General features: G+C 40.1%; 27 protein-coding genes and 2 pseudogenes. 21 read left to right on the plus strand and 8 right to left on the minus strand.

Translation table 11 applies throughout. The features are described 5' to 3' along the window. Positions 1-365: 365 nt before the first annotated feature. The 4 genes from LWH95_RS19715 to tatAC form a co-directional block, all read right to left on the minus strand. Positions 366-1,088 carry a YrpD family protein gene (locus tag LWH95_RS19715; protein WP_003238232.1) on the minus strand — a complete coding sequence of 241 codons (723 nt, stop codon included), beginning with the start codon at positions 1,086-1,088 and terminating at the stop codon, positions 366-368. Between the two features lie 134 nt (positions 1,089-1,222). Then, the gene (locus LWH95_RS19720; RefSeq protein WP_003238230.1) at positions 1,223-1,594 is read right to left on the minus strand and encodes a YoqO family protein; all 372 of its coding nucleotides are present in this window, start codon (positions 1,592-1,594) and stop codon (positions 1,223-1,225) included. Positions 1,595-1,851: 257 nt separating this feature from the next. Continuing rightward, the gene (locus LWH95_RS19725) at positions 1,852-2,076 is read right to left on the minus strand and encodes a hypothetical protein (protein ID WP_003238229.1); all 225 of its coding nucleotides are present in this window, start codon (positions 2,074-2,076) and stop codon (positions 1,852-1,854) included. 177 nt (positions 2,077-2,253) lie between these two features. Then, on the minus strand, positions 2,254-2,442 hold the full coding sequence (gene tatAC, locus LWH95_RS19730) for a twin-arginine translocase TatAC (RefSeq protein ID WP_003238227.1): 189 nt from the start codon (positions 2,440-2,442) through the stop codon (positions 2,254-2,256). A 317-nt stretch (positions 2,443-2,759) separates the two neighbouring features. On the opposite strand from tatAC, the gene LWH95_RS19740 reads away from it, so the two are divergent. Further along, positions 2,760-3,158, plus strand: a complete 399-nt coding sequence (locus LWH95_RS19740) for a hypothetical protein (protein WP_029316835.1) — start codon at positions 2,760-2,762, stop codon at positions 3,156-3,158. A 46-nt stretch (positions 3,159-3,204) separates the two neighbouring features. On the opposite strand, the gene LWH95_RS19745 is transcribed toward LWH95_RS19740, so the two are convergent. After that, positions 3,205-3,639, minus strand: a complete 435-nt coding sequence (locus LWH95_RS19745) for an SRPBCC family protein (RefSeq protein WP_232920212.1) — start codon at positions 3,637-3,639, stop codon at positions 3,205-3,207. 151 nt (positions 3,640-3,790) lie between these two features. On the opposite strand from LWH95_RS19745, the pseudogene LWH95_RS19750 reads away from it, so the two are divergent. The 11 genes and pseudogenes from LWH95_RS19750 (at position 3,791) to LWH95_RS19800 (ending at position 13,961) form a co-directional block, all read left to right on the plus strand. Then, positions 3,791-4,051 (plus strand): annotated as a pseudogene (locus LWH95_RS19750) (hypothetical protein). A 22-nt stretch (positions 4,052-4,073) separates the two neighbouring features. Then, on the plus strand, positions 4,074-4,262 hold the full coding sequence (locus tag LWH95_RS19755; RefSeq protein ID WP_084992289.1) for a hypothetical protein: 189 nt from the start codon (positions 4,074-4,076) through the stop codon (positions 4,260-4,262). 174 nt (positions 4,263-4,436) lie between these two features. Then, positions 4,437-5,160: pseudogene (locus LWH95_RS19760) on the plus strand (chromate transporter). A gap of 292 nt (positions 5,161-5,452) precedes the next feature. Next, the gene (locus LWH95_RS19765) at positions 5,453-7,015 is read left to right on the plus strand and encodes a spore germination protein (protein WP_232920223.1); all 1,563 of its coding nucleotides are present in this window, start codon (positions 5,453-5,455) and stop codon (positions 7,013-7,015) included. Positions 7,016-7,044: 29 nt separating this feature from the next. Then, positions 7,045-8,136: a spore germination protein gene (locus LWH95_RS19770; RefSeq protein ID WP_084992293.1), complete on the plus strand. Its 1,092-nt coding sequence runs from the start codon at positions 7,045-7,047 to the stop codon at positions 8,134-8,136. 43 nt (positions 8,137-8,179) lie between these two features. Continuing rightward, positions 8,180-9,343, plus strand: a complete 1,164-nt coding sequence (locus LWH95_RS19775) for a Ger(x)C family spore germination protein (protein WP_269802401.1) — start codon at positions 8,180-8,182, stop codon at positions 9,341-9,343. A 155-nt stretch (positions 9,344-9,498) separates the two neighbouring features. Next, a complete protein-coding gene (locus LWH95_RS19780; RefSeq protein WP_232920215.1) occupies positions 9,499-10,305 on the plus strand; it encodes a hypothetical protein in 807 nt (268 codons plus the stop codon). Positions 10,306-10,309: 4 nt separating this feature from the next. Beyond that, the gene (locus LWH95_RS19785) at positions 10,310-10,930 is read left to right on the plus strand and encodes a DUF4166 domain-containing protein (protein ID WP_232920216.1); all 621 of its coding nucleotides are present in this window, start codon (positions 10,310-10,312) and stop codon (positions 10,928-10,930) included. Next, complete coding sequence (locus tag LWH95_RS19790) at positions 10,924-12,567, plus strand: YndJ family protein (protein WP_232920217.1); 1,644 nt, start codon at positions 10,924-10,926, stop codon at positions 12,565-12,567. The genes LWH95_RS19785 and LWH95_RS19790 overlap by 7 nt, the downstream gene beginning before the upstream one ends. A 90-nt stretch (positions 12,568-12,657) precedes the next feature. Next, positions 12,658-12,972 (plus strand): hypothetical protein, encoded by a 315-nt coding sequence (locus LWH95_RS19795; protein ID WP_232920218.1) that lies wholly within the window; start codon positions 12,658-12,660, stop codon positions 12,970-12,972. A gap of 230 nt (positions 12,973-13,202) precedes the next feature. After that, positions 13,203-13,961, plus strand: coding sequence for a poly-gamma-glutamate hydrolase family protein (locus LWH95_RS19800; protein ID WP_232920219.1), 759 nt, complete (start codon positions 13,203-13,205; stop codon positions 13,959-13,961). Positions 13,962-13,987: 26 nt separating this feature from the next. Here the strand turns inward: LWH95_RS19800 and LWH95_RS19805 are convergent, their stop codons facing one another. Beyond that, positions 13,988-14,440, minus strand: coding sequence for a YndM family protein (locus LWH95_RS19805; RefSeq protein WP_060398707.1), 453 nt, complete (start codon positions 14,438-14,440; stop codon positions 13,988-13,990). Positions 14,441-14,617: 177 nt separating this feature from the next. On the opposite strand from LWH95_RS19805, the gene fosB reads away from it, so the two are divergent. Together fosB and LWH95_RS19815 are read left to right on the plus strand one after the other, a co-directional pair. Then, positions 14,618-15,040, plus strand: coding sequence for a metallothiol transferase FosB (gene fosB, locus LWH95_RS19810; protein WP_232920220.1), 423 nt, complete (start codon positions 14,618-14,620; stop codon positions 15,038-15,040). Between the two features lie 76 nt (positions 15,041-15,116). Next, positions 15,117-15,545 carry a hypothetical protein gene (locus tag LWH95_RS19815; protein WP_225514922.1) on the plus strand — a complete coding sequence of 143 codons (429 nt, stop codon included), beginning with the start codon at positions 15,117-15,119 and terminating at the stop codon, positions 15,543-15,545. A 387-nt stretch (positions 15,546-15,932) separates the two neighbouring features. On the opposite strand, the gene lexA is transcribed toward LWH95_RS19815, so the two are convergent. Beyond that, complete coding sequence (gene lexA, locus LWH95_RS19820; protein ID WP_003238209.1) at positions 15,933-16,550, minus strand: transcriptional repressor LexA; 618 nt, start codon at positions 16,548-16,550, stop codon at positions 15,933-15,935. Positions 16,551-16,698: 148 nt separating this feature from the next. On the opposite strand from lexA, the gene yneA reads away from it, so the two are divergent. The 6 genes from yneA (at position 16,699) to LWH95_RS19850 (ending at position 21,060) form a co-directional block, all read left to right on the plus strand. After that, positions 16,699-17,016, plus strand: coding sequence for a cell division suppressor protein YneA (yneA, locus tag LWH95_RS19825; RefSeq protein ID WP_080010814.1), 318 nt, complete (start codon positions 16,699-16,701; stop codon positions 17,014-17,016). A gap of 18 nt (positions 17,017-17,034) precedes the next feature. Continuing rightward, a complete protein-coding gene (locus LWH95_RS19830; protein ID WP_019258523.1) occupies positions 17,035-17,688 on the plus strand; it encodes a YneB family resolvase-like protein in 654 nt (217 codons plus the stop codon). A 63-nt stretch (positions 17,689-17,751) separates the two neighbouring features. Next, positions 17,752-17,985 (plus strand): DUF896 domain-containing protein, encoded by a 234-nt coding sequence (locus LWH95_RS19835; RefSeq protein ID WP_003231595.1) that lies wholly within the window; start codon positions 17,752-17,754, stop codon positions 17,983-17,985. Between the two features lie 168 nt (positions 17,986-18,153). Continuing rightward, a complete protein-coding gene (gene tkt / locus LWH95_RS19840) occupies positions 18,154-20,157 on the plus strand; it encodes a transketolase (protein WP_003238201.1) in 2,004 nt (667 codons plus the stop codon). Positions 20,158-20,309: 152 nt separating this feature from the next. Then, on the plus strand, positions 20,310-20,756 hold the full coding sequence (gene sirA / locus LWH95_RS19845) for a sporulation inhibitor of replication protein SirA (RefSeq protein ID WP_003238200.1): 447 nt from the start codon (positions 20,310-20,312) through the stop codon (positions 20,754-20,756). Positions 20,757-20,841: 85 nt separating this feature from the next. Further along, a complete protein-coding gene (locus tag LWH95_RS19850; RefSeq protein ID WP_003221221.1) occupies positions 20,842-21,060 on the plus strand; it encodes a YneF family protein in 219 nt (72 codons plus the stop codon). Between the two features lie 73 nt (positions 21,061-21,133). Here LWH95_RS19850 and ynzD read toward each other — a convergent pair whose 3' ends face one another. Next, a complete protein-coding gene (gene ynzD / locus LWH95_RS19855) occupies positions 21,134-21,307 on the minus strand; it encodes an aspartyl-phosphate phosphatase YnzD (RefSeq protein WP_003238195.1) in 174 nt (57 codons plus the stop codon). A 219-nt stretch (positions 21,308-21,526) separates the two neighbouring features. Here ynzD and ccdA point away from each other — a divergent pair, with 219 nt between their 5' ends. Beyond that, positions 21,527-22,234 carry a cytochrome c-type biogenesis protein CcdA gene (gene ccdA / locus LWH95_RS19860; protein WP_003238193.1) on the plus strand — a complete coding sequence of 236 codons (708 nt, stop codon included), beginning with the start codon at positions 21,527-21,529 and terminating at the stop codon, positions 22,232-22,234. The last annotated feature ends 78 nt before the right edge of the window (positions 22,235-22,312 follow it).

Here is a 22,312-nt window from a genome sequence, read left to right on the forward strand (position 1 = left end):
CAAAGGAGCTGAAGATTTTGATAATTCACTTTATAATAATCAAGCAATGACCCAACATTGAACTCTGTTAGTGTAATTGTCAACCTAAGCTTCAAGGTACTTATTTTATTAAAAGAATAATTGAAAGCCCCACAAATGAGGGGCTTTCAATTTTATGTAGTTCAATAGTAATTGAATTAATCATACCAAAGTTATTTCAAAATTTCAACTTTTGTTTGTTACTCTTTTATAATCATGAAAAACTTAGAAAAGGAAAGTGCTTTTATTCGTAAATCTCTATAGGATTTGGAATCCGAACCGAATTCTTTATGAGGATGGAAAATGATAAGAAAACCGCCTGGCAATGCCGGCGGTCTTTTGTTACTTTATTTATTAACAGAAATCGTAACGTTATTTCCTGAAACAGCAACCTTTGCGAAATCTTGTGTATCTACGACAGGTGTGACAGCTTTATTGTCGATTGTAATATTGTTAAAAGCCGTTGAAAAAGTTGCTTTGATGGCATTACGCTGACTTTCATAAGAAACAGCCGCAGTAGCAAGTGTTTTCCATTTTGAGATCGTGCCGATGTTGGTTCCTTGAATTTCCGTGATAATCCGTCCGGTATAACCGTCATTGTTCGTTCCCCATAGGGTCATACGTGTATTGCCGTTTAAATTTTTATAGATTGTCATTTGGACTGTGCTTCCAGGACGGAAGCCTTTATTGTATGTGAATTTGTCTTTTCCTTCGATGTATGTTTCTTCATTTTTGGACCCAACCTTCATGAGGGGCTTCCAGACGTTGTATTGTTTGCTGTACTGAAGCCCGATATCCGCCTCAGTTCCGCTTTTTGCGCTAAAGCCTGAATAAATGTAAGGCGTAGAGACCGAGTCATCATTTTTTACGGTGTCAGGCAGCTTAATTTTAGCTGTGAAAACTGCGCCAGAACTGTTCAGGTAGGCGCGGCCGCCGATCCCCTTAGGCAGCTGGGAGGCCGCTTTTGCGACTTGAGTGTCTGCCGCGGGTAAGCCTGGTATACCCGATGAAAGTGTTCCGAAAAGAACTGCTGTTCCTACTGCACCTGCAATCAATACTTTTTTCAACAAAATTCCCCCTTTTGATAGTGGTTTCGTCATTCATTATACCTTATTTTGGAACTTGATTTATGTATATAAATCAACAAAATATTTCATTTTATTCATAAATTTCATATTGGATTGTTTATGTAGAGAAACTGCTCCTACAATCTATCTGTTTTCAATCGTTTTAACCGATTTGAAACCTTCCTCAAAATAAAAGCACAAGTGTTTATCGAAACGATAATCAAGAGAACGATCGCTATCGTTTCCCAGCCGGTAAGGAAGGGGTGATCTTTTATAACTGCTTGTCCTTTCAAAATAATAAAAGTACAGAAACCGACTAAGAAAAGAAAACAAATGCTTAGGATCGCTAACGCTTTACGTGTATATGTTTTTATTTCCTCTTTAACGTACAGCAAAACGAAAACAAAGCAGCTAACATTGGCAATCATTCTTATCACATCAAAGCTTTTCATGACAATTGATATAAATAGACAAAGTAAAATGAGATAAAATACTTTATTTTTAGACAAACAATCTCTCCCTTTATGTATGACCCTCAAAGAGTTTACAAAATTTTCATTGTAACTGCAATACTTGGAAGCGGGATAAATATACTTCTATATAAACTAATTAAACTATGTACTAAATATTCATTATAAATTCAGATTCAGTCATTAAGGTCTACATAAAAAAAGGCGGGAAGCTTCAGATTATACGAACAATGGTCAAACAAAAAAACCCGGCATTTAGCCGGGGAAAAAGGAAAACGAGGAGATGTTAATGGAGTTTAGTAATGTTTCTTATGCTTCTTATACTCTACAACATAATCATAGTCTTTTTTGTCGTGATCATAATATTTCTTATCATGGTCATAATATTTTTTGTCATAATCACAGTCGTAATATTTTTTATCATGGTGGTCATAGTATTTTTTATCATATTCGTAATACTTCTTATAATACGTTTTTTTGACCGTATAATACTCTTCTTTATATTTTTTGTAATAACCCATATATACTCCTCCTTTATTGTTAATACGCTTTATTATATGGCGAATAGATTGTGCGGATTGGACAATTTAAATCATAAAGGGAAAAAAGGGCTGTCCAAATTCATAGAAAAAGAGGCAGGTGACACAGAAACAAATCAAAATAAAAAGGCCGATTTTTCATCGGCCAAATCATTTATCCTACATTTGTTTGTCATCTTTGTTTTCTGAATCACTTTTTCTTACATCCTGAGTCAGTCCGCTGGTCGCTTGTTTAAATTCTGATAAGGCTTTTCCAGCAGCACGGCCAAGCGCCGGCAGTTTATCAGGACCAAATACTAAAAAGCCTACAAATAAAATAACGAGTATTTTTGTGAAGCTTAATTCCATGTTCTTTTCCTCCTGATTGAAGTTCAACCTTCTAAACAAATTATAAGAGATGGCGGTTTAAATGGAAATACGTTTATTTTGAACATTTTAAAAACCGCCAGCAGGCGTGTTGAGATAATATTCATAAAACGGCTGCTGCAGAATATAATGTCCAATGCCATTAACAAAAAGATGCGAGGAGGTGAGCTGGATCAAATGCTGTGTTGAGGCTATAGGGATCATATCGCTGCCATACGGGATGGCATATCAGGCACAAAGAAATGACTACGTATAGTACTGTGACTTGCTATGATTGAAATAGAGGAGAGATCTGGATGATGAAATACACTAAGGTAATTGGATTCCTGTCTGTTTTAGGGTTCGCTGCGGTTTTTCCATTAACGGCACAAGCAGAAAAAGCGGGAACCACTGGAGCTGGGGAGTGGGATAAGCTGGGGACTTACACATATACTTATTCAAGTCCGACAGTGTATTCGAGCGGAGGAGATTTTAGAGTATGTCTTTCAGGAAGCACTCCTTTTTCTGTTTCGCTGCACCTATATGAAGATGATGCTGGTGACAATCCTGATGATTATGTAGGGTCAAATTATTTTTCGCCCGGAGAATGTCATACCTTTAGCAGTATCGGGAAATTTGTAGATGGAAGCAATAACAAGGCGGAGTTCTTTGTTACCGACTACTCTGGTAAATCAAAAACCGTTACGTTTTATGATTGATGGACTTAGACTTTCGAAAACAAAAAAGAGAGATACTCTCTCTTTTTTATTCTTCGACAGCCTTACAAAGCCGTTCATTCACAATACCTGTCCAGCCTCCATCCATTTTATCGCGAATGATGGAGCTTTTCTCGTTTGCTTTGCCGATCACTTCATTTGGCTCCTTCCATCCGCTGTGAATAAGGGTAAACCTCGTCTTTTCTCCCAAGTCTTCTAATTGAAAGGTAACGACCCATCCGTCTGTATCCCATTCAAAAGAAAGTTCAGTGGGAACTTGAACAGTCAACACTCTACAAGGAGACGGTCCAAACGGTGATTGTAAGTGGAATACTTGTCCTTCTTTCAGCTGAAAGTCATTGGGCATAAACCACTTGGCGATGCCTTCTGAAGACGAGACTGTCTCCCAGACCTTCTGAATAGGTGCCTCCAGGGTAATGTTTTTCGTAATATCGGGTAATGTATTCTGATGATTTTGATCCATTTTGTTTACCTCTTGACATATGATATTTTTTCATTTAAATCATATTATAACTAATAAGATCATGTCCATAGCTTGTATGAATTATGCTGCAGTCTGTTGATGAACCTTGTATCAGTCATCCAGTTTAATCTGTGAAAGGGGGAGGGGCTGCGTGTACGAGAAAGAAAATACAGTGAGAGAGTGGAAAGTGTATATTTTCGTCCTTTCACTCATGATTGTTTGTGCAGTAGCAATGGTTATTTTTGAACCAGAAATCCTGTTCAGCCCAATCGTTCTGCGAGGATTTGATGCATTCATCAGTTTTGTTTTATTAGCCAATGTATTGTTTTTTGGAGGAAGAGCAAACGTATAGCATATGTTTCAGGAGTTTTAGCTGTCATTTAATCTCATTATGGTTATATCTCTGGTTTAGAATCTAAAACAGGAGGTTTTTTATGCTTGGAAAAATCAAAGCAGCTATTGATAACAGCCCAGGAAAGCCGGCTAGAATTGTAGTCAGTGAAAAAACGTTTCAGCAATTAGAGGAAGAGATGCGCTTTGTTTACGTTTCAAAACCGAAAACGATAATGGGGATACCTGTGGAAGTTTCAGATCAGGCAGAAAGCTTCAAACTGGAATTTTAGTCTATTCCCGACTGCAAACAGGTTCATTTTGAGTCTTTTTTTATGATAAAAAAGGTAAGGAGTGTCAGCATTTTTCCGTTTGTTCTGCATCATTTTCAAACAAGCACTTGTATACATGTTTCAGTTTTTTATACTTAAGTTGTTAATATACTTTTTAAAAATGATGAGGAAGAGATGCGCGAACATAAGGGCAGCAGCTTTAAAACTCTGATAGAAATCTTAATTGTTTCAACAAGACTTGGGTTTACATCATTCGGAGGTCCCATTGCTCATCTGGGTTATTTCTATGAAGAATATATTCGCAAAAGAAAATGGCTGGATGAAAAAAGCTATGCTGATTTGGTTGCTTTGTGCCAGTTCTTTCCTGGACCGGCGAGCAGCCAAGTTGGGATTGGGATTGGTGTTATGCGTGGCGGATTACTCGGCGGTATCGTTTCATTTCTCGGCTTTACGCTGCGTTGGCTTTCTATGTTTGACAGCTTTTATAGGGCGGGGGACATGTTGTATTGCCTCTATTGGAACAGGAATTTGTACCAGCTGGAATGGTCAGTAAAGAAGCATTTTTAGCAGGTTATGGTGCAGCACAAGCTGTGCCGGGACCGTTATTTACATTTGCCGCATATCTTGGTGCGGTGGCTGGCAGGGAGGAACGTTAGCCGCCATTGCCATTTTCCTGCCTGCGTTTTTGCTTATTTTAGGTGCGTTGCCATATTGGGATGCTTTGCGGAGGAATCCTAAACTAAAGGGAGCTCTTGCAGGAGTGAATGCAGCGGTAGTCGGAATTTTAATTTCAGCTTTTTATTTTCCGATTTGGACAAGTGCGATTTTGAATCCGATTGATTTTGCGTTTGCGGCCGTATTGTTCAGTATGCTTGCTTATTGGAAGCTGCCTCCTTAGGTAGCTGTAGTCACCGGTGTGATTGGCGGCTTTCTTCTGAACCTTATTTAATATTGATTTCTCTAAAGCGTGATGAAGACGTTCATCATGCTTTTTTTATTGTGAAAAAAGACGAACATAAATAATAGATGTATGGGAAAAATAATCCTATTAAAGAGAAGGGAATTGACAGATGGATAACATGGTATCAACACTTACTGACTGGACAGTATGGTTTCAAGCGTTAGTTGTATTTCTCGTTCCATATGCAATCTATAAAGTGTTTACTTGGATTCATACATAAGAAGGTGCAATCATGAGGTGGCGGAGCAATCAGTACAAAACACAGAAGCAGCATCAAGGATCAGATCATTCAAAAGCTGAAAAGCAGGACCATGATGTGTTAACCGGTAACTTTGAAGACGACATTGAGCTAGTAAAAAGAAAGATCGGACATAACGGAGACGTTCATATCCGGGAACTTGAGATCACTCATTTACATGTGAAATCGGCATTGATCTTTGTTGATGGATTGTCTGATCAGGATATGATTAATAAAGGACTATCAGCGTTAATCATGAATCATCATCAGGTAAGCGATGAAATTTCTCATTCCGGCAAAGACATTTTTACTCCGCAATCTATAAAGAATCAAATCGTATCAGTCAGTGATGTTATAGAATCAGAGAAAATCAGTGATATCGTGCTGAATGTTTTCATGGGTTCAACAGCGCTTCTTATCAATGGAATGCCGCAGGCCTTCCTTCTGGGAACAGTAAAAAAACAAAATCGAAGTATCGAGGAGCCGCTTTCAGAAGCGCTTGTCAGAGGGCCGCGCACGGGCTTTACAGAAGAGTTGAGTACGAATACAGCTCTTTTAAGACAGCAAGGAAAAAATGATCAATTAACATTGCAGAAATTTGAAGTAGGGACACGGCTAAAAAAGGATTTAATCATCGCTTATATGAATGACATTGCAGATCCAAAAGTGGTCGAGGAAGTAAAAAAAAGAGTGAGAGGGATTGAGATAGATCATTTGCCGGAATCAGGCTACGTTGAACAGTTAATTGAGGATAATTATTTGAGCCCCTTTCCACAAGTGCAGAGTACAGAACGGCCTGATCGCGTTATAAGCGGATTAATGGAAGGCAGAGTAGCCATTCTGCTTGACGGTACGCCGTTTGCCTTGCTTGTTCCGGTCACTTTCAGCATGGTGCTTCAATCGCCTGAAGATTATTATGAACGGTGGTTCCCAAGCTCGCTCATCAGATTGCTGAGGTTCATTGCGGCAATCATAACGTTATTTGCGCCGGCTTTATATATATCATTTATTTCTTTTCATCCGGGGTTAATTCCGACCAAACTGGCAATTTCAATTTCCGGGACGCGTATGGGTGTTCCGTTCCCATCCATCATTGAAGCTTTATTTATGGAAATTGCAATCGAAATCTTACGAGAAGCGGGGTTGCGTCTGCCAAAACCGATCGGACCTGCAATAGGCATAGTTGGCGGATTAATCATCGGAGAAGCAGCTGTGCAGGCAGGGATTGTCAGTCCAATTATGGTCATTGTCGTTGCGCTCACAGCAATTTCTTCATTTGCCATCCCGCATTACAGTACAGGCATAGCACTTCGGATGCTTCGGTTTGGCGCGATGTTTTGCGCTGCGGTGTTTGGATTATTTGGTGTCATTATGTATTATCTGCTTCTAAGCAGCCATGTCGTAAAGCTAAAGAGTTTTGGTGTCCCATACGCAAGTCCGGCAGTTCCTTATCATTTGAAAGATTGGAAAGACTTCGTCATCAGAATGCCTCTTTTAGTCATGAAGCGCCGGCCTAAAATGATGAATACAGATAATACAAAACGGGTGAAGTGACGAACTCGACAGGATGGTGATAAAGTCTCATGTTCAGCCCAACCAGTAAAATCACAACCGCTCAGGCAACGATTATCATCATTAATTATATGCTTGCCGCCGGAGTTCTTACACTCCCCCGGACAGTAACAGAACAAACGAAATCTCCTGATGGATGGATTTCAGTTTTATTAGGCGGGGGCATTGCGGTAATAGCCGGGATAATTATAGTTAAATTAAGCCAGCAGTATCCTAAGGAAACCTTTTATGAATACTCCGGACATATTGTAGGAAAATGGCTCGGCCGTTTGATCAGTATTGTTTTTATTACTTATTTTCTGGCACTCGGTGCATTTGAAGTCAGAGTCATGTCCGAAATTGTGGAGTTTTTTCTCCTTGAAGGGACACCGTTTTGGGCCATTATTATGACAGTTCTTTGGATTGGGCTTTATTCGATAACACAAGGGCTCGATCCAATTGCCCGGCTATTTGAAATGATCTTTCCGATTACGGTTATCATCTTTTTAACTGTAGCCCTCATGAGTATAGGTATATTTGAGGTAAACAATTTACGCCCTGTACTAGGTAATGGAATAATGCCGGTCCTCAAAGGAGTTAAGACAACAACACTTTCATTTACGTGTTCAGAAATTATGCTCATTCTAGTAGCGTTTATGAAGAAGCCGAAGAATGCAGTGAAAGCGGTGTTCATGGGCACAGGGGTTGTAACGTGTTTTTATATGATTACCCTGATTATGGTCATCGGTGCACTGTCAGTTGATGGTGTTGTAACGAGAACATGGCCGGGACTTGACCTGATGAGAAGTTTTGAAATACCGGGTTTAATCTTTGAACGGTTTGAATCATTTTTGCTAGTCATTTGGATTATGCAGCTTTTTGCCACATTTATTATCACTTTTTATGCAGCATCTTTAGGAGTCTCGCAAGTTTTCAAAAAGAAACCCATTTCATGTATGTTTGGGCTGCTTCCTGTTATTTATATCCTCTCTTGCATGCCGAAAAATGAAAATGATGTGTTTATTTTGGGTGATATGGTCAGTCATATGGCTTTGTATATATTTGGCGCTTTGCCGATTTTGCTTTTAGTTATATCGAAATGGAGGAAAAGAGGTGAAAAGTAAAATAAAACATCCAGTGTCCGCTATCGTCATATTATGTCTGCTGATGATTTGTGTAACAGGGTGCTGGAGCAGCCGGGAAATAGAAGAGCTGGGTCTCACATTCGCTATCGCAATTGATAAAGGGAAAGAAACAAACACTGAGAAAGAATTAAAAGAAGAAGGCGGGAGCTATCCGAAAAAAGATAACATTACGCTGACCTATCAATTTGTTAATGAAAAAGCGGCAGGTGCAGGGACAAGCAGTGGAGGCGGTGGCGGGCAAGGGGCGCAGAAAGCGTATATTAATATTAGTGAAACAGGGGATTCGTTACAGCAGATTGGAAGCGAGATTGCGTTAAGAAGGGACCGTGAAGTGTTTAGCCCGCATTTAAAAGTTGTTGTCATGAGTGAAGATGTGCTGCGTACATATCCTATCGACAAAATGCTGGATCAATTTTTTCGTGATAATGAAATCAGGCTGAGCTGTCTAGTTTTATCTGCAAAAGGGGAGGCGAGGGAGGCCCTCCAGCTGAAAGAGAGCGGTGAAATTCCGGCATTTCGGCTAGTTGGATTAGGTGAAAATGAACATAAAGTTTCCAGAATTCTTCCCCCTGTGACACTCGCGAAACTAATTGGCAAACTTCATTCTGACAGCAGCTTTTTACTGCAAAATGTGGTCGCGGCGAATGGAGCAATCAAGTATTCCGGAGCGGCGGTAATCAACGGGAAGTCTAAAAAAATGATTGGCACTTTAAATGAATATGAAACGGAGGGGATTACATGGATTGCCGGGGAAGGAAAAGGCGGAGTTGTCAAAAGCTATGATAAAAAGAGCCAACAGGTGATTGCGTACGATATCAATTATATAAAAAGCAAAATCAAGCCCATAGTAAAAGGAACAGATATTTCATTCCATGTCGATATTGAATCAGAAGGGGACTTGGTTGAAAACTGGAACACAAAAGAGACTTTGGACACCCAGTTTTTAGAACGTATTGAAACGAATACTGAAAACGAAGTAAAGAAAATAGTCGGTAATGTATTAAAAAAACTTCAGGATGATTATAAAGCAGATGTTGCGGGTTTTGATGAATCATTAAGACTTGAACATCCGGACTTATGGAAAAAGGTGAAAAATAATTGGGATGACACCTTCAGTAAGGCTACCATCACGTACAGCGTTAAAGCCACAATTACTCATTATGGAACGGTTAAAACACAGCAATGAATCAAATAGGTGCTTAAAATCAGAAGAGAAGAAACATCTCTTCTTTTTCTATGCATTTTTCGGGATTGAAATATACTTTTTTTGGGAGGAAAGCATTTTTAAAATGGTCAATATGCTAATATAGGAATTGCTTGAAATAGAAGGGAGGAGGGGCTGTGAGACAGAAACCGATTTATGTAGAAATCGAAATGAGGTCTGATCTGGATAAGCTCTGGGAATATACACAAAACCCATCGCTGCATAAAGAATGGGACCTCCGGTTTTCAAATATCACATATTTGCATAAGCAGCCATACGAAAAGCAGAAGTTTCTTTACGAAACAAGGATAGGCTTTGGATTAAAGGTATCAGGTACAGGAGAAACAGTTGGTGTTATCAACGAAGGTTCATCTAAAAGAGTTTCCTCACTGGCTTTTGACTCTGATCATCCGTTATCTCTGATTCAGCACGGCAGCGGCTACTGGAAGTACATACAGCAAGATAACGGGAAAATTACTTTTTTAACACAGTACCAATATAAAACAGCCTACGGACTGCCGGGAAAATGGATCGATCGTTTATTATTTCGGCCGCTGCTTGGCTGGGCGACTGCATGGAGCTTTGATGCATTAAGGCTTTGGATCGAGCAAAATAAACATCCCAAACACACAATTCGATCTGCTATCGTCTATGTGATAATATGTCTGTTTTTCAGTCTGTTTTGGTTTTATCAAGGCTTTACAGGTTTTGAAACAAGCATTTTTGCAGGAACAGCGGAGATAGGTATGGGTATGTTATGGCAGATTCCTTTAAAGAGAAAATGGATCATTCACGCCGGCCAGGCTTGTATCTTTGCTGGATTCGCTTTTGTAGGTTCCGAGATATTATTATCGATGCTGTTGTGTGTGTTTTCTGCGGCAAGCGGTGTTCTTAGTCTTCAGCTCCCCAGTGCCTGGCACACAAAACGAAAAAGAAAGAAGTGACATTGTGAGTTCGATTTATGAAAAAACGATCATTAACTATCATTTGCTGCATCCCAAGCTGCAAAAACGCTATCAGTTAGACGAATCTCATACATTCAGCGGGACAGGAACGATGTCAGAGATAAGCGGAGGCTCTTTTCTGGTCAGAATGCTGTTAAAGCTGGGTGTTTTTTTCAGGTGCTTCTTTTCAGAAAGAGGCAAAGACATCCCTTTTACGATACAAAATAGAGCTTGTCTTATGAATCGGGATCATATCGGGATAGAATGGAATCGTACATTTTACTTTAAAGGCAATAAACGTTTCTTTGACGCGATCATGGTATACGACGAAAAAGAAGATAGAATACTTGATTTCTTCGGCAAACCTCATCTTCTGCTGTCTGTTTTAGCGTTCGAGGCATCTCCTGATGGCTCTCTTACGATTACATCGGGAAAGCAATGGCTATTGCTATGCGGAAAAAGAATACCGCTGCCAAAATGGCTGACGGGTACATCAGTTGTTTGCGAAACGTTTGACGAAAGCAAGAATTGCTTCACCATTCAAGTGCATGTGCAAAATACAATTCTCGGTACTCTTTTCTTTTATAAAGGAACGTTTCAGGAAGAAGAGAGAGAATCATGCTAAAACGAAATGGCATGATCAGTACGCTTTGCTTTATAGGATTTTTTGCAGCGGAAGCACCCCATATATCAGTGGCAGAGACACTTGTTTTGCTATCCATTCTTTATTTTGTACCGGGAATTTTTCCTTTTGTCTTTCATCAATCGCCGCTCCGGGCTGCTCAATCTCTAGAATCTGGGTTAATAAAGTGCTATCCGGCAGCCGCTTTCTTTGCGGTACTGGCTCTTGTGACAGACATCGGAGGTTTCGCTCTGATCTGGTGGATGTACACAATTTTTCTTGCATTTTATGGAATCCTTCGCCTTTGGGAAACAAAGATACATAGAATTGAAGAGACATCAGTTTTGTTCGGGCTTATCTATTTGGCGGGCGGAGGGTTTTGGTTTTTTGCTTATGCTGCACATTTGAAGATAATGCAATTTGGCCCTCTCATCATTTTGCTGACTGCTGTCCACTTTCACTATTCAGCTTTTCTGATTCCAATCTTTAACGGCTTGCTCGGGAGAATCACCAGAAAAAAGCGGATGTTGTACAGGTGGATAACATGGGTGATTTTGTTTTCGCCCTTTCTTATCGCGCTTGGCATCACATATTCAAAAACACTTGATGTCATTGCGGTTGGCATCTATATGGCGGCGCTTTATCTTCACGCATTTTTGGTGTTCACCACAGCTTTTCTCAGCAAGACGGGTAAAATTCTTATTCGGCTTTCTTCGGCCGTTTTAATGATAACGATCACTTTCTCGATGGTTTATTCATTTGGTGTATTTCGGCAAGAGGTTACATTGACCATCAATCAGATGATTTGGATTCACGGTTTTGTCAACGCGTTTGCTGTTATATTGCCCGCTCTCATTGGATGGAGAATAGAAGCTACGAAGCCTTTTGATGCAGACAGCGTAAAGACATTCAGCCGTATCTACGGAAAAAGAAGGATTGGAAAAGACTTTTTAGCTAACATTCAAGCTGAAAATAACGCTCAATACAGAGGGCTTGTGGATGATATGGGAATCCTTCGTTCAAAAGATTTTTCACCGGAAAATCTGGCGCCGTTCATTCTATCGTTTTATGAACAAACCATTGATTATGATGTAAAGGCAAAAGTGACGTGGAGCACATGGTTTCGGCCGTTTGCAATTGTTTACGAATGGTTCAGCAGAAGAACCGGCCAAATACATCTGTCGACGAACCCAGACTGGTATAGGATGTACAGCACGATAAAGGGTGTCAATTCGAAAAAAGACGGAAGAAACAAAGTGCGTGCCTGGATCAGAACAAATGAGAAAAACGAAACCATTTTTACCGCTCTATATTCAGTGTATCGTTCAAATGGAGAAGGGTATATGAACATCTCCCTCCCGCTTCCGTTCAGCAGCATGACAGGTATTTTAAAGCCTTATCATCATCAGGAGAAGCTGGTTTTGACGAGCAGGCGTAGAAAAAGCGGAGCTGGAGATGAGGGGATTTATCTGCAAACCAGAGCGGGAACTTGTCCGCTGCCTTTGTCTGAAACCTTTCTGATAGAAGCTGCGCATGACAACAGATTAACCGCCATTCATCACATGTGGCTGTTTGGAATAAAATTTCTAACTGTTCATTACAGCATTACACATATTGCCCGCCCAAATGAAAGAACCTAACATAAAGAAGAGGCTTCGGCTGAAAGCTGTTTGACGATTCAATCAGCCACATTCCCATTCTGCGCATCTAGACGGGAAAGGAAGGATATTATGATGTTGTTTATCAGTAGTTTTCTGATTTTTTGGCTGGCTGCGGGATTTGCAGTAGGAATGAAACAACTGTATGTCGATCAGCTGTTTGATAAAGATGTGATCGAAAGGCTGGAAAAAGAGGCGGATGTTCATGGACGCGCTGACCGGTTTATCAAACACCGTGTCCTTTACATCGCAGCAGTGACATTAAGCGGGTTTATCGCTGTTTATCGTGAAGTGAAAACAATCCCGCAAAAGCGAAAAATAAGAAAAATTGAAAAAAACATCATGAAACTGAATAAAGCAAAGAAAAGAAGAATGAAAAGAAGGTAAAAACGCACAGGCCAAAGGGCAGGTGTGTTTTTTTCTGTTTGATATGGGAATTGGGAAAAAGGTGGTGCCAACTTACTTTTCATAAATTCAGAAATGAGAAGAACAGCGCCCGGGCTAATGGTATATAATATTGTGAATTTAACAAAAATTTAACAAGGAGGATGAGAGAATTCGTGCTAAAGCCTCAAAGAAACCGACATCCTGTTTATTTGGACTTAGAGGCGGAGTAGATGAAACCGGCCAAAGTATCCCTGCTCCGCCGTTTGCTCCATTCCTTGAAGCATGTTGATTGTAACATAGCCAAATGTTTTCCATCAACTCTTAAAATTGTAAAAATATTGTTTATTTTTGTGGTGTTCACTCCGATTTCTTCAATATATGCTGAAGATGTATATCAGAATTTTGAGGAATTAAAAAACAATGAAGATCCTTCTGATTACGGCATTGTTACGAAGGAAACCGGCAGCCCTGTCCTTGTTTTAGCCATTCATGGAGGAGGTATTGAAGGCGGGACAAGTGAAATAGCGAGAGAGCTCAGCAAAGAGTACTCGATGTATTTATTTGAAGGCTTGAAATCGTCAGGAAACTCAGTGCTGCATATTACGAGCACGCATTTTGATGAGCCACGGGCCCTGAAGATGGCGGGAAGTCATGAATATGTCATTTCATTGCACGGATATGCAGAAGAAGATCAGCAGATCGAAGTCGGCGGTACAGATCGCGTAAGAGCGGCAGATTTAGTTGAGAAACTAAAAAATGCCGGTTTTCCTGCTGTATTGCTCAGTACGGACCATCCGCATGCAGGCATAAGTCCGAATAACATTGCAAACAAATCAAAAACAGGCCTGAGCATCCAGCTAGAAATGAGCACAGGTTTTAGAAAATCTTTGTTCGGCATTTTTTCCTTAGAAAGCAGATCTGTTACCCAAAATGAGAGGTTTTATGATTTTACAGAAGTGATATCCAGTTTTTTAAAAAGTAACTACTGAAAAATAGGAGGCGACAAGGCAGCCTCCTATTCCTCATGCTTCTCATTCGTAACGTCAGGAAACAGCTCATCTGCGGCTTCTGTTTGATATTGCAGAGTGTTATCCTTGGCTGTCAGTTCATTTCGAAAGGTTTCATCCAGCACATTTTCCAGCAAATACCGATGAAAAAAGTATTCAAAAACAGTAAGACAGGCAGCGGAAAGAAGAGCGGCTGCAAACGGTGGGAAATCGTTTCTTGTTTGAGTTAAAACAAAGACCCAAAGAATAACGAATGAAAGTCCAAAGTCAGCCAATGAAGCTGTAATATTGTTTGTTCTCGGAAGAACGATCATGTCACCGGAAAGGTATGATACAAAACCTAAGAAAAATGCAATAAACAGCACGCTTAAAAAGGGCGCGTGATAGACTCTGTCCAAAATTACATATAAAAGGGCGAGAGTGAAAGCAATCTTTGAAGCAAGTGCAATGATATGTTTCATTTGACCACCTAAATTGTTATTTTTGAGGAAACTCCTAGCAAGTAAGGCCATGTTTGTTACAGTCATTATTTTGAACAAACCGATTTTGTTTACACTGGTATTTTTTTCTGGCTGTATGGAACTTTCTTGGTAAAAGAACGTACATATGGATGATCAGCTTTCGAGGAGGAATGATTTGTGGAGATAAAAGGAATCAATCACTTGTTATTTTCAGTTTCTCATCTGGATACATCGATTGATTTTTATCGAAATGTGTTTGGTGCCAAGCTGCTGGTAAAGGGGAGAACAACAGCATATTTTGATTTAAATGGCATCTGGCTTGCACTTAATGAAGAACCTGACATTCCGAGAAATGACATTAAGGCGTCTTATACCCATATTGCTTTTACCATTGAAGAGCGGGAGTTTGAGGACATGTCAGCAAAATTAAAAAGGTTTCATGCCAATATTCTGCCTGGCAGAGAACGAGATGAACGCGATCGAAAATCGCTTTATTTTACCGACCCTGACGGCCACAAATTTGAATTTCATACCGGAACCCTTCAAGACAGGCTTCGTTATTATAAACAGGAAAAAACGCATATGGAATTTTATGATTAAAACAAACTCGAAATATCACACAGAACATATACATAAATCTCATGTATGGTAAAAATATGGTGAAGGGGGGATGTAGTTGAAAATAAAAATCTTAACTTTATCGGCAGTTTTGATGTGTTTTTTTGGCGTTGGCAGTACCCATGTGACAGCTTTAGATTTTGAGCATAAAACAGACTTTATTTTAAATGACAGTACAAAATCTTTTGTTTTGGAAAATATCAGTGATGTTCCGGCAATCGACTATTTTTTAGGCTATCAGTTTACGATCTTGGGGGCCAATACTTGCTCAGTTGAGATTAAACTTCAGCGGCTGGGGCTTACGGGGGATTATACTACGCTGAGCACGAAGCAATTCAGCGGCAGCTGGTTAGATTTTAGAGCTCAGGATAAGGTTTCTATTGACCCATTTCATCGATACCGTATATTTGCCGAAGAGCATTCAGAATACTGCACAAGTGTTCGAGTAAAGGGCAGTTATGGTATAGAATACTTTCATTTTGATTAAAGCTCACGACGATTAAGGAAGTGAGCTGTTTTTTAGTATATGTTGAACTAACTAAACTATGTACTAAATTTTCATAAAATTCAGTTGTCGCGCTCCTTAAATGAACATGAAGCCTTATCATTCCACGACCTCAGAAAATGAAACGTTTTTAAGAAGATAACGTCTAATGTTTTAAACAGACAACATTCATAAAAGTTTCCTAAAGGAAAGAAAATTTCTTGACTTCAACAATCTTTTGGTGGATAATTATGGTGTAAACATGATATTCTTTTTCCTCCTATTCAGGCTCGCACCTAAAAGTTAGGGCGGGCCTGCTTTTTTTGAACAATAAACCCCCTCTCCATAAAGGAAGAGGGGGTTGTTTCATGCATCTAATAGATCAATAGATTAATGGACGGTTCTGAATACGCCAATCACTTTCCCTAGAATGCTGACATTCTGCAAGATGATAGGTTCCATCGTTGGGTTTTCAGGCTGTAAGCGAATGTGAGTATCCTCTTTATAGAAACGTTTTACCGTAGCTTCATCATCTTCTGTCATCGCAACTACAATTTCCCCGTTGTTCGCTGTGTTTTGCTGTTTAACGATGACATAATCCTTATCGAGAATACCAGCGTCAATCATACTGTCTCCCATAATCTCCAGCATAAACACATGCTCGTCAGGGGGAACCATTCGGTCTGGAAGCGGAAAATATTCTTCAATATTTTCTACTGCTGTAATAGGAGATCCCGCCGTGACTTTCCCGATGACCGGCACATTAACGACCTGGCTTTGCGGAATGTCTACTTCTTCATCAAGAATTTCTATAGCTCTTGGTTTTGTCGGATCCCGTCTGATCAGCCCTTTTGTTTCCAAACGGGCCAAGTGACCGTGGACAGTTGAACTAGAAGCAAGCCCGACAGCCTCTCCGATCTCTCTCACGGAAGGCGGATATCCTTTTGATTTAACCTCTGCTTTAATAAAACGGAGGATATCAAGTTGCCTTTTTGATAGCTTCGTCATTTTTTGCACCTCAAAACGTCGATTTTAAGAAGATTATAGCATGATTTTCCTTACAGTACAAACATAGGTTCGAAAAACAATTGACAGAAACGTTTGTTCGTATATACTGAAATTATAAAAAAGCGAACAAACATTCCTGTTGGAGGTTATGATCATGAGTAAAGAATCTATTATTTTTGTCGGTCTGTTCACAGTGATTTTGAGCGCGGTTATCCTTTTGCTGTCATATACAAGCAGCGGCCAGGAGCTTAATCAGTATGTTAAAATAGAAGTTCAGCAAGGCGATACACTATGGTCAATTGCTGATCAGGTAGCAGATAAAAAAAAGATAAACAAAAGTGAATTTATTGAATGGGTAGCTGATAACAATCATCTTCAGACGTCTGATATTCAGCCGGGAGATGAATTGGTGATTCCGTTGAAAAAGAAGCATCAGGATGCATATGAATTGGCAACTGTAAGATAGAGAGGATAGATAGAAAAAATGAAAGCACTCATTTATGCCCGCGTAAGTACAAATAAAGAACAGCAGGAGACTTCATTAAAGCGGCAGGAGGAGGAGCTTACAGCGATTGCAGCCGAGAACGGCATGGAAGTCGTCAAAGTGATTTCTGAAAAAGCCAGCGGATATGAAATGGACCGGGACGGTGTATTTGAGCTGCTTGATGAGATCAAGAATTCAGGAATTGATGTTATTTTGGTTCAGGATGAGACTAGGCTTGGGCGGGGAAATGCAAAAATCGCACTGCTTCATTGTATCTACAGAGAAGGTGTGAAAGTCTATACAACAGCTCACAGAGGTGAACTGGAGTTATCGGAGGCTGACTCGATGGTGCTGGAGATCGTCAGCATTGTGGAAGAGTACCAGCGGAAAATTCACAACATGAAAATCAAGCGGGGAATGAAGCGTGCAGTAAAAAACGGGTTTAAACCGCAAAAAAACTTGAAAAACCAACATGAAAACAGCGGAAAAGAAAGAATAGAGGTACCAATCTCAGAGATCGTCCGCCTAAGAGCGAATAAACTGACGTTCGCAGAAATCGCGGCTACGCTAAGAGGGTTTGGCTATGATGTGTCTAAAGCGACCGTCCACCGGCGGTTTCAGGAATACATAGAGAATGAAGAGACAGCCGAGTGAATCAGTTGTAAAACTCTTTTTGATCTAGTACTATATAGACAAAATGCAATAAAGGAGTTTAACATGATTTCAAACGCAAAAATTGCAAGAATTAATGAACTTGCTGCCAAAGCCAAAGCTGGCGTTATTACAGAAGAAGAAAAAGCCGAACAGCAAAAGCTCCGTCAAGAGTACCTGAAAGGGTTTCGCTCTTCTATGAAAAACACTTTAAAAAGTGTGAAAATCATTGACCCAGAAGGCAATGATGTAACACCAGAAAAACTAAAAAGAGAACAAAGAAATAATAAACTTCACTAATATAAGAGGAATACGGAAATATCGTATTCCTCTTTTGTATATACTATAAGCAAAACTTTTATGTGACAAAATTCAACAAGTTTCTCTCAAATTTAAGCTGAAACAGTTGAGAAAAAGTCGTCAGACATTTATGATGTAAGGGTACAACACATAAGGAAGGGGATTTTTATGGATACAATTGAAAAGAAATCAGTTGCTACCATTCGCACACTGTCAATAGACGCTATTGAAAAAGCAAATTCTGGTCACCCAGGGATGCCAATGGGGACCGCTCCAATGGCATACACACTGTGGACAAAATTTATGAACGTAAGTCCGGCAAACCCTGGCTGGTTTAACCGTGACCGTTTTGTTTTATCTGCTGGACACGGATCAGCACTTTTATACAGCATGCTTCATTTAAGCGGGTTTGATCTTAGCATCGAAGATCTTAAGGGATTCCGCCAATGGGGCAGTAAAACACCTGGACACCCGGAATTTGGACATACTGCCGGTGTTGATGCAACAACAGGTCCGCTTGGCCAAGGAATTGCCATGGCGGTCGGAATGGCTATTGCTGAACGCCATTTAGCGGAAACTTACAACCGTGATTCATTTAACGTAGTCGATCATTATACATACAGTATTTGCGGTGATGGTGATTTAATGGAAGGTATTTCTTCTGAAGCCGCTTCACTCGCAGGCCATCTTCAGCTTGGCCGTCTGATCGTATTATACGATTCTAATGACATCTCTCTCGATGGAGATCTTGACCGTTCATTCTCTGAAAACGTGAAGCAGCGTTTTGAGGCCATGAATTGGGAAGTTCTTTATGTTGAGGATGGAAACAACATTGAAGAATTAACAGCGGCTATTGAAAAAGCACGCCAAAATGAAAAGAAACCTACATTAATTGAAGTGAAAACGACAATCGGTTTTGGTTCACCTAACCGTGCCGGCACATCCGGTGTTCACGGTGCGCCGCTTGGTAAAGAGGAAAGCAAGTTAACAAAAGAAGCTTACGCGTGGACGTATGAAGAGGATTTCTACGTTCCGTCAGAAGTATATGAGCATTTCGCTGCAGCGGTTAAAGAATCAGGCGAGAAAAAAGAACAGGAATGGAATGCCCAATTCGCTAAATATAAAGAGGTTTATCCTGAACTTGCTGAACAGCTTGAGCTGGCAATCAAAGGAGAGCTTCCGAAGGACTGGGATCAAGAGGTTCCTGTTTATGAAAAAGGAAGCAGCCTGGCATCCCGTGCATCTTCCGGTGAAGTTCTCAACGGACTTGCGAAAAAAATTCCTTTCTTTGTCGGAGGTTCTGCTGACCTAGCGGGGTCAAACAAAACGACAATTAAAAATGCCGGTGATTTTACAGCGGTTGATTACTCAGGCAAAAACTTCTGGTTTGGTGTTCGTGAATTTGCGATGGGTGCAGCCTTAAATGGCATGGCGCTTCATGGCGGACTTCGTGTATTCGGCGGAACTTTCTTTGTCTTCTCTGATTACTTGCGTCCAGCGATTCGCCTTGCAGCATTAATGGGTCTTCCTGTCACATATGTCTTCACACATGACAGTATTGCGGTAGGTGAAGACGGCCCGACGCACGAGCCTGTTGAACAGCTTGCTTCACTCCGTGCGATGCCTAATCTTTCCTTGATCCGTCCTGCAGACGGCAATGAGACAGCAGCAGCATGGAAGCTTGCAGTGCAAAGCACTGATCAGCCAACAGCGCTGGTACTGACACGCCAAAACCTTCCTACGATCGACCAAACAGCTGAAGAAGCGTTGGCGGGAGTAGAAAAAGGTGCATATGTCGTATCTAAATCTAAAAACGAAACACCTGACGCTCTTCTCATCGCTTCAGGCTCTGAAGTAGGTCTTGCGATTGAAGCGCAGGCTGAACTGGCAAAAGAGAATATCGATGTTTCTGTTGTCAGCATGCCTTCAATGGACCGTTTCGAGAAACAATCTGATGAATACAAAAACACTGTCCTCCCTGCAGATGTGAAAAAACGCCTTGCGATTGAAATGGGTGCATCATTTGGCTGGGGCAAATACACAGGGCTTGAAGGAGATGTGCTTGGCATAGACCGATTCGGTGCATCTGCTCCTGGCGAAACCATCATCAACGAATACGGCTTCTCAGTTCCAAACGTAGTGAATCGAGTTAAAGCATTACTTAATAAGTAAGTCTTTCAAAGAGGATGAGTCAAATCATCCTCTTTTTCTTGTTTATCCGACAAAAATAGTATTGGCTGTTTAACAGTAATAGACAATTCTTTCTTTTCTTCTTTTGTATAATAGAGAGCAAATGAAATGCTGCCGCAAAAGGGGATGAAAAGATGGAACGTCACTACTATACGTACCTGATAAAAGAGGAATTTGCCAATCACTATTTCGGGCGGGAATCGGTTATGTTTGAGCTGTTTCAAGACTATCATTGGACAAGCCTGACAAAGCAGCAGTATGAAATGACAGAGAAACAGATTCAATATATTACACAGCCAATCCCGATTTTACATATGCATCAGCGGTTAAAAATGAATCTAAACAATGCGGATTACAGGCAGCTGGATTATATTTATAGATTAGCTTTGCCGAAAGCCAAAGGCCATGCGACGTTTATGATGAAGGAGCACATGATAGAAATTGTAGCTTCGGGGGATTACGAGGCAGAAACGATTTTCTTTGAAGTGTTGAGAAAAGTAAGCCCTTGCTTTCTAGCAATGGATTTCAATTCGAAGCGGTATGGATGGCTAAATCCGGTGAAAGAAAGAAATTTTGTCTAAAACCGAAGAAAAAGAGATGTAAATGTTGTATAATAGCTTTTGGTTTAGTACACTTTAAACTAGACAACATGAAGGAGGAAATAAAATGACTTTATGGGTTGGCATCCTAGTGGGCGTTGTTGCATTGCTCATAGGTGTTGCACTCGGGTTTTTTATTGCTCGTAAATATATGATGAGCTACCTTAAAAAGAATCCGCCTATTAATGAACAAATGTTACGCATGATGATGATGCAAATGGGAATGAAACCTTCTCAAAAGAAAATCAATCAAATGATGAAAGCCATGAATAATCAAACGAAATAATACGTAAAGATTATGATATAGAGAAACATGGTTATAAAATAAAAAACCCTTATACGGGTTTTTTATTTTGCAATCAATCATCACCCGCTACTGCTCGAAGGCGCTGCTTTTGATATTGTATGAGAAGATGGTCAAGCTCCTGACTGAGCTCTATCGTAATATGAGATGTCATTCCGTTCGCCATGACAATTTGCAGCAGCTCTGCTCTTTTTTTTTCGATTTCATTTAATAGATGCTCTCTAATCACAGGGATGTATCCTTTCATACATTAGATCTTCAAAGTGAATGTTTATATTATATCCATATTTATACTAATTTTCAAATGAGAAGGAGTACAATATCTCAATGTCAAATTAAATTATATAAGTTTTTTCTAAAAATAGAAATCCTTCAAGTGAAAGTGTTAAAAAAATGAAATGATTTTGTCATAACTTGAAGGAATGTCAAATCATGAAGGGATGATGACATGGGAGACGTGAATTATTTTTTGACATTTGGAGCGGGATTCCTATCCTTTATTTCACCTTGCTGCCTGCCGCTTTACCCAGCTTTCTTGTCATATATTACAGGGGTCAGCATGGATGATGTGAAAACAGAAAAACTGCTGCTGCAGAAAAGAAGCTTGTTTCATACTTTGTGTTTTTTGCTTGGCTTTTCAGTCATTTTTATCGCTTTAGGCTATGGAACATCTTTTATTGGCAGCCTGTTTAGGGATTATCACGATGCGATTCGGCAAATTGGCGCGTTGCTTATTATTTTGTTCGGTTTCATTACGCTTGGCGTGTTCCGGCCGGAGGCGATCATGAAAGAACGCAGAATCCATTTTAAGCACAAACCAAGCGGGTTTTTAGGTTCCGTCTTAATCGGAATGGCATTTGCGGCGGGATGGACGCCCTGTACCGGTCCGATATTAGCGGCTGTTATCACACTTGCAAGCACAAATCCAGGCTCAGCGGTGCCGTACATGATGTTATATGTACTCGGTTTTGCTGTTCCGTTTCTTTTATTGTCTTTTTTTATCACAAAGCTGAAGTGGATAAGAAAGAACCAGCTTTTAATCATGAAAGCAGGCGGCGTTTTGATGATTGTGATTGGTGTGCTGTTATTCTTTGATTGGATGAGCCTGATTATTATTTTGCTGTCTGATCTGTTTGGAGGATTTACTGGTTTTTGACGGTAAATTACTTTTGCACTACTACTAATCCTTTTGTTTTTGGTACAATAAGACTATTATCTGTGGAAATCGATTTTT

The organism is Bacillus sp. G16 (genome assembly GCF_021282335.1).
Lineage (GTDB): Bacteria > Bacillota > Bacilli > Bacillales > Bacillaceae > Bacillus > Bacillus inaquosorum.

Coding starts and splice junctions, on each gene's coding strand:
- LWH95_RS19725 (WP_003238229.1), bottom strand. CDS start 2,076: ATGGGTTATTACAAAAAATATAAAGAAGAGTATTATACGGTCAAAAAA.
- tatAC (WP_003238227.1), bottom strand. CDS start 2,442: ATGGAATTAAGCTTCACAAAAATACTCGTTATTTTATTTGTAGGCTTT.
- LWH95_RS19740 (WP_029316835.1), top strand. CDS start 2,760: ATGAAATACACTAAGGTAATTGGATTCCTGTCTGTTTTAGGGTTCGCT.
- LWH95_RS19745 (WP_232920212.1), bottom strand. CDS start 3,639: ATGGATCAAAATCATCAGAATACATTACCCGATATTACGAAAAACATT.
- LWH95_RS19755 (WP_084992289.1), top strand. CDS start 4,074: ATGCTTGGAAAAATCAAAGCAGCTATTGATAACAGCCCAGGAAAGCCG.
- LWH95_RS19770 (WP_084992293.1), top strand. CDS start 7,045: ATGTTCAGCCCAACCAGTAAAATCACAACCGCTCAGGCAACGATTATC.
- LWH95_RS19775 (WP_269802401.1), top strand. CDS start 8,180: ATGATTTGTGTAACAGGGTGCTGGAGCAGCCGGGAAATAGAAGAGCTG.
- LWH95_RS19790 (WP_232920217.1), top strand. CDS start 10,924: ATGCTAAAACGAAATGGCATGATCAGTACGCTTTGCTTTATAGGATTT.
- LWH95_RS19795 (WP_232920218.1), top strand. CDS start 12,658: ATGATGTTGTTTATCAGTAGTTTTCTGATTTTTTGGCTGGCTGCGGGA.
- LWH95_RS19800 (WP_232920219.1), top strand. CDS start 13,203: ATGAAACCGGCCAAAGTATCCCTGCTCCGCCGTTTGCTCCATTCCTTG.
- LWH95_RS19805 (WP_060398707.1), bottom strand. CDS start 14,440: ATGAAACATATCATTGCACTTGCTTCAAAGATTGCTTTCACTCTCGCC.
- lexA (WP_003238209.1), bottom strand. CDS start 16,550: ATGACGAAGCTATCAAAAAGGCAACTTGATATCCTCCGTTTTATTAAA.
- yneA (WP_080010814.1), top strand. CDS start 16,699: ATGATCATGAGTAAAGAATCTATTATTTTTGTCGGTCTGTTCACAGTG.
- LWH95_RS19830 (WP_019258523.1), top strand. CDS start 17,035: ATGAAAGCACTCATTTATGCCCGCGTAAGTACAAATAAAGAACAGCAG.
- LWH95_RS19835 (WP_003231595.1), top strand. CDS start 17,752: ATGATTTCAAACGCAAAAATTGCAAGAATTAATGAACTTGCTGCCAAA.
- tkt (WP_003238201.1), top strand. CDS start 18,154: ATGGATACAATTGAAAAGAAATCAGTTGCTACCATTCGCACACTGTCA.
- sirA (WP_003238200.1), top strand. CDS start 20,310: ATGGAACGTCACTACTATACGTACCTGATAAAAGAGGAATTTGCCAAT.
- LWH95_RS19850 (WP_003221221.1), top strand. CDS start 20,842: ATGACTTTATGGGTTGGCATCCTAGTGGGCGTTGTTGCATTGCTCATA.
- ccdA (WP_003238193.1), top strand. CDS start 21,527: ATGGGAGACGTGAATTATTTTTTGACATTTGGAGCGGGATTCCTATCC.